Genomic DNA, 8,084 nt, shown 5'->3' on the forward strand with positions numbered 1-8,084 from the left:
TGCTGGTGGGGCGGACGCACTGGACCGAGCACCTGCCGGCATGGCCGCTGCTCCATGCGCGCGGGCCCGCGCCCCCCCGGGGGGTGCGGGGGGGGGCGCCGCCGCGTTCGTACGTCAGCCGACAGCCGTCGGCCGCTCCGGCGCCGGTCGCTCCGGCGTCAGTCGCTCTGGCGCTTCGGTGCGGGACGCCAGACGACCAGGGCGTTGCCCGCCACCGGTGGCTGGTACTTGACCAGATCCCGCCGGTACGAGGCGTGCACCTGGGCCTCGCGCTGCTGGAGCACGGCCGCCGCGCCGTCCACCGCCGCCGAGAGCTCGGCCACCCGCTGCTGGAGCGCCGCGACCTGGTTCTCCAGTTCGATGATCCGCTTGATGCCGGCCAGGTTGATGCCCTCGTCCTGGGACAGGGCCTGCACCGTGCGGAGCAGTTCGATGTCGCGGGCCGAGTAGCGCCGGCCGCGGCCGGCCGTCCGGTCCGGGGAGACCAGGCCGAGCCGGTCGTACTGGCGCAGGGTCTGCGGATGCAGGCCCGAGAGCTGGGCGGCCACCGAGATGACGTAGACAGGAGTGTCGTCGTTGAGCTGGTAGTGGCTCCTGCGGCGGCCGTCCATGTTCATGCTCCCTTCGCGGACTCGAACAGCACGGCGCGCGGGTCCTCCGACTCCGTCGCGTCGCGGTACATCTCCAGCGCCTCACGGGCCTTGTCCGACAGCGAGGCCGGAACAGCGACCTCCACCGTCACCAGCAGGTCTCCGCGGGTGCCGTCCTTGCGGACCGCTCCCTTGCCGCGGGCCCGCATCGTGCGCCCCGTGGGGGTGCCCGGCGGCAGCTTCAGCGTCACCGACGGGCCGTTCAGGGTCGGGACCTTGATCTCGGCGCCCAGGGCCGCCTCGGCGATCGTCACCGGGACGGTGACCGTCAGGTTGTCGCCCTTGCGGCCGAACACCGGGTGCCCGTCCACGTGGACGACGACGTACAGATCACCGGCCGGACCACCGCGCTCGCCCGGGGCTCCCTTGCCGCGCAGCCGGATCCGCTGGTTGTCGGAGACGCCCGGCGGGATGCGGACCTGCATGGTGCGGGAGGACTTGGCCCGCCCGCTGCCCTTGCAGACGTCGCAGGGGGTCTCCGCGATCAGGCCGCGACCCTTGCAGTCCGCGCAGGGGTCGGTCAGCGAGAAGCCGCCGCCGCTGCCCCGCGAGACCTGGCCGGTGCCGACGCAGGTCGGGCACACGCGCGGCGTGCCGTTCTTGTCGCCGGTGCCCGAACAGGCCTTGCAGGGCGCCTGGGAGGACATCCGGAGCGGGACCGTGGCCCCGTCCACCGCCTCCGTGAAGGAGAGGGTGACCTCCGATTCGATGTCCTGGCCGCGGCGCGGCTGGGTACGGGCCCCGGGGCCCGCGCCGCCGCGGTTGAACAGGCCGCCGAAGACATCGCCCAGGCCGCCGCCGCCGAAGCCGCCGCCCGCACCGCCGGCACCCGGCTGGGTGCCGCCGAAGAGGTCGCCGAGGTCGAAGTTGAACGAGCCGCCGCCCCCGCCCGGACCGGGGCGGAAGCCCCCGTTGCCGAACAGGGTGCGGGCCTCGTCGTACTCCTTGCGCTTCTTGGCGTCGCCGAGGATGTCGTTCGCCTCGGAGATCTCCTTGAAGCGCTCCTCGGCCGAGGCGTCGCCCTTGTTGGCGTCCGGGTGGAACTCGCGCGCGAGCTTCCGGTACGCCTTCTTGATCTCGGCCTCGGTGGCGTCCTTCGGGACACCGAGGACCTTGTAGTAGTCCTTCTCGACGAAGTCCTTCGTGCTCATCCCCGGTGTCCCTCCTCTCGTGCCCCTACCTGTCCAACCTGACGGACGTCAGCCCTTCTCGGGGGCATCCTCGTCCTTGTCCGAAGGCGTGTCGCCTTCCGCGGACTCGGACTTGGGGGCCGCCCCCGGCTGGGGCTCGGCCACCGCGACCCGCGCGGGGCGGATCGTGCGCTCGCCGATCCGGTACCCCGGCTGCAGGATCGCCACGCAGGTGTCCTCGGTGACGTCCGGCGCGTACGAGTGCATCAGGGCCTCGTGGATCGTCGGGTCGAAGGGCTCGCCCTCCTTGCCGAACTGCTGCAGCCCCATCTTGGCCGCGGCGGTCTCCAGCGATTCGGCCACCGACTTGAAGCCGCCGACCAGCTCGCCATGCTCCCGCGCCCGGCCGATGTCGTCCAGGGTCGGGAGCAGTTCCGTCAGGAGGGACGCGACCGCGATCTCCTTGACGGCGATGCGGTCCCGCTCCACCCGGCGGCGGTAGTTCTGGTACTCCGCCTGCAGCCGCTGGAGGTCCGCGGTGCGCTCACCGAGCGCGGTGCGGGCCTGGTCCAGCTGCGCCAGCAGAGCCGTCTCCTGGGCGGACGGTGCTCCGGAGTCCCCGGCCGGGGCCGCGGCCTCCTCCTCGGAGGAAGCGGCGGCCTTCGGCTCGGCGGCGTCGTCAGGCGTGGCGCCGGTGGGGACTTCGGGCTTCTCCTCGAAACCCGGGGTCTCCTCCGACATCAGGCAGCGCCGCCCTTCGGCTTCTCGTCGTCGACGATCTCGGCGTCGACGACGTCGTCGTCGGCCTTGGCCTGCTCGGCGCCGGGGGCACCGGCGGCCTGGCCGGCCTGCGCGTCGGCGTAGATGGCCTGGCCGAGCTTCTGGCTGACCGCGGCGAGCTTCTCGGTCGCGGTGCGGATCTCGGCGGTGTCCTCGCCCTTGAGCTTGTCCTTCAGCTCGGTGACGGCGGCCTCGACCTCGGTCTTGACCTCGGCCGGGACCTTGTCCTCGTTGTCCTTGACGAACTTCTCCGTCTGGTAGACGAGCTGCTCGCCCTGGTTGCGCGACTCGGCCGCCTCCTTGCGGCGCAGGTCCTCGTCCGCGTACTGCTCCGCCTCCTGGCGCATGCGGTCGACCTCGTCCTTGCCGAGCGAGGAGCCGCCGGTGACGGTCATCTTCTGCTCCTTGCCCGTGCCGAGGTCCTTGGCCGTGACGTGCATGATGCCGTTCGCGTCGATGTCGAAGGAGACCTCGATCTGCGGGACGCCACGCGGGGCCGGCGGCAGGCCGGTCAGCTCGAACATGCCGAGCTTCTTGTTGTACGCCGCGATCTCGCGCTCGCCCTGGTAGACCTGGATCTGCACGGACGGCTGGTTGTCCTCGGCCGTCGTGAAGATCTCGGACCGCTTGGTCGGGATCGTGGTGTTGCGCTCGATCAGCTTGGTCATGATGCCGCCCTTGGTCTCGATGCCGAGGGACAGCGGGGTCACGTCGAGGAGCAGGACGTCCTTGACCTCACCCTTGAGGACACCGGCCTGGAGGGTCGCGCCGATGGCGACGACCTCGTCCGGGTTGACGCCCTTGTTGGCGTCCTGACCGCCGGTGAGCTCCTTGACGAGCTCGGCGACGGCCGGCATGCGGGTGGAGCCGCCGACCAGGACCACGTGGTCGATCTCGGACAGCTGGATGCCGGCGTCCTTGATGACGTTGTGGAACGGGGTCTTGCAGCGGTCCAGGAGGTCGGCGGTCAGCTGCTGGAACTGGGCGCGCGTGAGCTTCTCGTCCAGGTGCAGCGGGCCCTCGGCGGACGCCGTGATGTAGGGCAGGTTGATCGTGGTCTCCGTGGAGGAGGACAGCTCGATCTTCGCCTTCTCGGCGGCCTCGCGCAGACGCTGGAGCGCCATCTTGTCCTTGGAGAGGTCCACGCCGTGGCCGTTGGCGAACTGCTTCACCAGGTAGTCGACGACGCGCTGGTCCCAGTCGTCACCACCGAGGTGGTTGTCACCGTTGGTGGCCTTGACCTCGACGACGCCGTCGCCGATCTCCAGGAGCGACACGTCGAAGGTGCCGCCACCGAGGTCGAAGACGAGAATGGTCTGGTCGTCCTTGTCCAGGCCGTAGGCCAGGGCGGCGGCGGTCGGCTCGTTGACGATGCGCAGGACGTTCAGGCCCGCGATCTCGCCGGCCTCCTTCGTCGCCTGACGCTCGGAGTCGTTGAAGTAGGCCGGGACGGTGATGACCGCGTCCGTGACCTTCTCACCCAGGTAGGCCTCGGCGTCGCGCTTCAGCTTCTGCAGGATGAAGGCGCTCATCTGCTGCGGGTTGAAGTCCTTGCCATCCAGGTTGATCTTCCAGTCAGTGCCCATGTGGCGCTTGACGGAGCGGATGGTCCGGTCCACGTTGGTGACCGCCTGGCGCTTGGCCACCTCGCCGACGAGGACCTCGCCGTTCTTGGCGAAGGCGACGACGGACGGCGTGGTCCTGGCGCCCTCGGCGTTGGTGATGACGGTGGGCTCGCCGCCTTCGAGAACGCTGACGACGGAGTTAGTGGTGCCCAGGTCGATGCCGACCGCACGTGCCATTTTGATTTCCTCCAGCTGACTTGAGTGGAACAGACTCAACCATGCCGCACGGCGACGCGCACGTCAACAGAGATGAGTGGAGTCGGCTCAACTTTTATCCCGGACTTACGCTCACTCGCGGCAGGCACGCGGTGTGCACGCGGTCCGCTCGCGGCGCACTCGCGGTGGGGCACACGGTCCACCAGCGGCGCACTCGCGGTGGGGCACACGGTCCACCAGCGGCGCACTCGCGGCCCGCCCGCCGCCCGCCCACTTCCCGCCCGCGGCTCCCGGGGGCCGAGCGGGCGATGCTCGCCCGGTCCACTGCGCGGCACCGCGGAAACCACCGGGGGCGCGGGCAGGGTGCCCCCATGCCGCTGCCGCCGCTCACGCTCTCCCCGATCCGGCCGTTGCGCCAGCTCCTGCTCCCGCTCCTGCCGGCGCGCCTGCGCGCCGCGCGCCGGCCGGACGTGTCCGCGAAGCGGGTGGCCGACCTCCTCGGGGCCACCGCGCTGCTCGGGCTGTTCGCGGTGCCGCTGCTGGCCGTCGGCGCCCTGCTGTACGCGACCCAGGGCGGGCGCGTCTTCGTACGGCAGCCGGCGGCCGGACTGGCCGGGCGCCCGTTCCGGACCTGGCGGCTGCGCACGGACGCGGCGGGCCGGCCGGGGGCGGCGGTCCGGCGGTGCGCCCTGGACGGGATGCCGCAGCTGCTGAACGTGCTGCGCGGCGAGATGTCACTGGTCGGGCCGCGCCCGGAAGCCCGTACGGACCGGGCCGACCGGCTCCCCGTACGGCCCGGAATGACCGGTTTGTGGCAGGTCAGCGCACGCTCCGACCTCCCCTGGGAGGAGATGGCCCTGCTGGACCGGCACTATGTGGAGAGCCATTGGCTGGGGATGGATCTCGCGATCCTGGCTCAGACCCCTCGGGCGGCCTGTCGACACAGGCATGCCTGAGCGACACAGATCACCGCTCGCTCACCTACATTGCGGCGCGGGGAATGGGTAACCTCAAGCCTTGACTCAATAAGTTACCGCTTAGTAAGTCCCGCCCGAGGAGCCCTCCCATGCAACTCGCCGCGATCATCGTGTCGCTGGTCCTGACCGTGGTCGGCGTCGCGCTGCTCGCCCGAGCCGTGGCGCAGATCTACCGGTTCGTGAAGCTCGGACAGCCCGTACCGGCAGGCAGCCGTACGGACGATCCGAAGGCACGAACGCTCACCCTGGTCCGGGAGTTCCTCGGCCACAGCCGGATGAACCGCTGGGGCATCGTCGGCTTCGCGCACTGGTTCGTCGCCATCGGCTTCCTGACGCTGCCGCCGACGCTGCTGCAGGCGTACGGCCAGCTCTTCCAGGCCGACTGGGTGCTGCCGATCGTCGGCGACTTCCTGCCGTTCGAGCTGTACATCGAGTTCATCGGCGTCATGACGATCCTCGGCATCCTCGTGCTGATCGCCATCCGGCTGCTGTCGCTGCCCTCGCGGGCCGGCCGCAAGTCGCGCTTCACCGGCTCGAAGGCCTGGCAGGCGTACTTCGTCGAGTACGTCATCCTCACCATCGGCCTCGCGATCCTCACCCTGCGCGGACTCGAGGGCGCGATCCACCACGTGGACTCGTACGAGCCGGCGTACTTCGCCTCGTACCCGCTGGTCCTGGCCTTCAAGAGCCTCTCGCTCGGCACCCTGCAGAACGCCATCTACTTCACCGCGATGATCAAGATCGGCGTCTCGCTGATCTGGATGATCGTCGTCTCGCTGAACACCAACATGGGTGTCGCCTGGCACCGCTTCCTCGGCTTCCCGAACATCTGGTTCAAGCGCAACGCCGACGGTGCGACCGCACTGGGCGCGCTCCAGCCGATGACGAGCGGCGGCAAGGAGATCGACTTCGAGGAGCCGGGCGAGGACGACGTCTTCGGCGTCTCCCAGGTCGAGCAGTTCTCCTGGAAGGGCATCCTCGACTTCTCCACCTGCACCGAGTGCGGCCGCTGCCAGTCGCAGTGCCCGGCCTGGAACACGGGCAAGCCCCTGTCCCCCAAGCTCCTGATCATGTCGCTGCGCGACCACGCCCACGCCAAGGCGCCGTACCTGCTCGCGGGTGGCGGCAAGACCATGGAGGGCGAGGAGAAGGCGACCGCGGAACAGCTGAAGGACGTCCCCGCGGCGGCCCTGGCCGAGGCGGAGCGCCCGCTGATCGGCACCGCCGAGGAGAACGGCGTCATCGACCCGGACGTGCTGTGGTCCTGCACCACCTGCGGTGCGTGCGTGGAGCAGTGCCCGGTCGACATCGAGCACATCGACCACATCGTCGACATGCGCCGCTACCAGGTGATGATCGAGTCCGCGTTCCCGTCCGAGGCGGGCACGATGCTCAAGAACCTGGAGAAGAAGGGCAACCCCTGGGGTCTGGCCAAGAAGCAGCGCGTGGAGTGGACCAAGGAGGTCGACTTCGAGGTCCCGATCGTCGGCAAGGACGCCGAGGACCTCTCCGAGTACGACTACCTGTACTGGGTCGGCTGCGCGGGCGCCCTGGAGGACCGGGCCAAGAAGACGACGAAGGCCTTCGCGGAGCTCCTCAACATCGCGGGCGTCGAGTTCGCGATCATGGGCGGCGACGAGAAGTGCACCGGCGACTCCCCGCGCCGCCTCGGCAACGAGCCGCTGTTCCAGCAGCTCGCCCAGGAGAACGTCGCCATGCTGAACATGGCCTTCGGTGAGGACGACGAGGACCCCTCGACGAAGAAGCCGAAGTCGGCGAAGCGGATCGTCTCGACCTGCCCGCACTGCTTCAACACCATCGCGAACGAGTACCCGCAGCTGGGCGGCGAGTACGAGGTCATCCACCACACGCAGCTGCTCCAGCACCTGATCGACGAGGGCCGGCTGCTGCCGGTGACGCCGGTCGACGGGCTGATCACGTACCACGACCCCTGCTACCTGGGCCGGCACAACAAGGTCTACACGCCGCCGCGCGAGATCATGTCGGCCGTGCCGGGGCTGCGCCAGCAGGAGATGCACCGCCACAAGGAGCGGGGCTTCTGCTGTGGCGCCGGTGGCGCGCGGATGTGGATGGAAGAGCGCATCGGCAAGCGCATCAACAACGAGCGCGTGGACGAGGCCCTGTCCCTCAACCCGGACATCGTCTCGACCGCCTGCCCGTTCTGCCTGGTGATGCTGACCGACTCGGTCAACGGCAAGAAGAACGACGGCCAGGCCAAGGAATCCGTCCAGGTCGTGGACGTGGCCCAGCTCCTCCTGGAGTCGGTGAAGACCCCGGGCCCGACGGAGGAGGAACTGGCGGCGGAGGCCGCGGCGGCCGAGGCGGCGGCGAAGGCCGAAGCGGAAGCCAAGGCGGAGGCCGCGGCCAAGGCCAAGGCGGAGGCGGAAGCCAAGGCCAAGGCGGACGCCGAAGCCGAGGCCAAGGCTGACGCGGAAGCGAAGGCGAAGGCCGACGCGGAGGCTGCGGCTACCGCGGCCGCGGCGGAGGAAGCCGCCGAGGCCGAGACGCCCGCGGAAACTGACGCCGTCGAGACCGACGCCGCTGCGGAGACCGAAGCGCCCGCCAAGGCGGAGGCTGAGACTCCCGCGGCCGCGGCGGAGGCCCCGGCCGACGCGGACGGCGCCGCCGAGACGGCGGAAACCACTCCGGCGGCCGAGGCCGAGCCGAAGGCGGACGTCGCGGGCGAGGGCGGCAGCGCCAAGTAGCCCGCAGCAACGCGAGCGCGCAGCGCGAGCAGTGAAACGC

At 70.2% G+C, this 8,084-nt stretch carries 5 protein-coding genes and 1 pseudogene; 2 read left to right on the top strand and 4 right to left on the bottom strand.

What is annotated here, in order from left to right; translation table 11 throughout:
• Window positions 1-158 precede the first annotated feature (158 nt).
• The 4 genes from ACFXA3_RS27235 to dnaK are packed head-to-tail and all read right to left on the bottom strand — an operon-like array spanning window position 159 to window position 4,362.
• Window positions 159-611: a heat shock protein transcriptional repressor HspR gene (locus ACFXA3_RS27235; RefSeq protein WP_054221695.1), complete on the bottom strand. Its 453-nt coding sequence runs from the start codon at window positions 609-611 to the stop codon at window positions 159-161.
• 2 nt (window positions 612-613) lie between these two features.
• Window positions 614-1,801 carry a molecular chaperone DnaJ gene (gene dnaJ, locus ACFXA3_RS27240; RefSeq protein WP_385191005.1) on the bottom strand — a complete coding sequence of 396 codons (1,188 nt, stop codon included), beginning with the start codon at window positions 1,799-1,801 and terminating at the stop codon, window positions 614-616.
• 48 nt (window positions 1,802-1,849) lie between these two features.
• Window positions 1,850-2,521, bottom strand: a complete 672-nt coding sequence (gene grpE / locus ACFXA3_RS27245; protein ID WP_385191007.1) for a nucleotide exchange factor GrpE — start codon at window positions 2,519-2,521, stop codon at window positions 1,850-1,852.
• Window positions 2,521-4,362 carry a molecular chaperone DnaK gene (gene dnaK, locus ACFXA3_RS27250; protein WP_385191009.1) on the bottom strand — a complete coding sequence of 614 codons (1,842 nt, stop codon included), beginning with the start codon at window positions 4,360-4,362 and terminating at the stop codon, window positions 2,521-2,523. The genes grpE and dnaK overlap by 1 nt, the downstream gene beginning before the upstream one ends.
• A gap of 350 nt (window positions 4,363-4,712) precedes the next feature.
• Between dnaK and ACFXA3_RS27255 the strand changes: the two genes are divergently transcribed.
• Together ACFXA3_RS27255 and ACFXA3_RS27260 are read left to right on the top strand one after the other, a co-directional pair.
• Window positions 4,713-5,297, top strand: a complete 585-nt coding sequence (locus ACFXA3_RS27255; protein ID WP_385191010.1) for a sugar transferase — start codon at window positions 4,713-4,715, stop codon at window positions 5,295-5,297.
• 110 nt (window positions 5,298-5,407) lie between these two features.
• Window positions 5,408-7,630, top strand: a pseudogene (locus tag ACFXA3_RS27260) ((Fe-S)-binding protein); the annotation flags it as partial.
• Between the last annotated feature and the right edge of the window lie 454 nt (window positions 7,631-8,084).

The organism is Streptomyces sp. NPDC059456 (assembly GCF_042750055.1).
Classification (GTDB): domain Bacteria; phylum Actinomycetota; class Actinomycetes; order Streptomycetales; family Streptomycetaceae; genus Streptomyces.

Coding starts and splice junctions, on each gene's coding strand:
- ACFXA3_RS27235 (WP_054221695.1), bottom strand. CDS start 611: ATGGACGGCCGCCGCAGGAGCCACTACCAGCTCAACGACGACACTCCT.
- dnaJ (WP_385191005.1), bottom strand. CDS start 1,801: ATGAGCACGAAGGACTTCGTCGAGAAGGACTACTACAAGGTCCTCGGT.
- grpE (WP_385191007.1), bottom strand. CDS start 2,521: ATGTCGGAGGAGACCCCGGGTTTCGAGGAGAAGCCCGAAGTCCCCACC.
- dnaK (WP_385191009.1), bottom strand. CDS start 4,362: ATGGCACGTGCGGTCGGCATCGACCTGGGCACCACTAACTCCGTCGTC.
- ACFXA3_RS27255 (WP_385191010.1), top strand. CDS start 4,713: ATGCCGCTGCCGCCGCTCACGCTCTCCCCGATCCGGCCGTTGCGCCAG.